The following is a 314-nucleotide window of genomic DNA, read 5'->3' on the forward strand; positions in this document are numbered from 1 at the left end:
GTAGGCGGCTTGCGTGCCTTGGCCCAATACAAAGTCTGGAAGCAACGTTTCGGTCATCGTCAGGGCTTGTGCGGCTAACAACATTTCAACGCCGATAATATATTGCGTGTTTGCCACGACTGTCGCGGCCTTGCGGGCGCACCAGGTCGAGTTGGAAACGTGGTCTTCGCTGTTGCCTTTGGCCGGAATACTATCAACGCTGCCGGGCATACACAAGGTGCGGTTTTCCATCACCAACGAACTCAACGAGCATTGCACCACCGGATAGCCGGTATTAACGCCACGCACGCCGCTCATCAGATTGCGCGGCAAGC

1 protein-coding gene is annotated in these 314 nt (G+C 56.1%); it reads right to left on the reverse strand.

Annotated features, from left to right (window positions below; genetic code table 11):
- Positions 1 to 314, reverse strand: a 314-nt coding sequence (locus QN379_RS23530; protein WP_323507779.1) for an aromatic amino acid lyase, incomplete at both ends; no start/stop codon positions are given.

This window comes from Glaciimonas sp. Gout2 (assembly GCF_035018905.1).
GTDB lineage: Bacteria > Pseudomonadota > Gammaproteobacteria > Burkholderiales > Burkholderiaceae_D > Glaciimonas.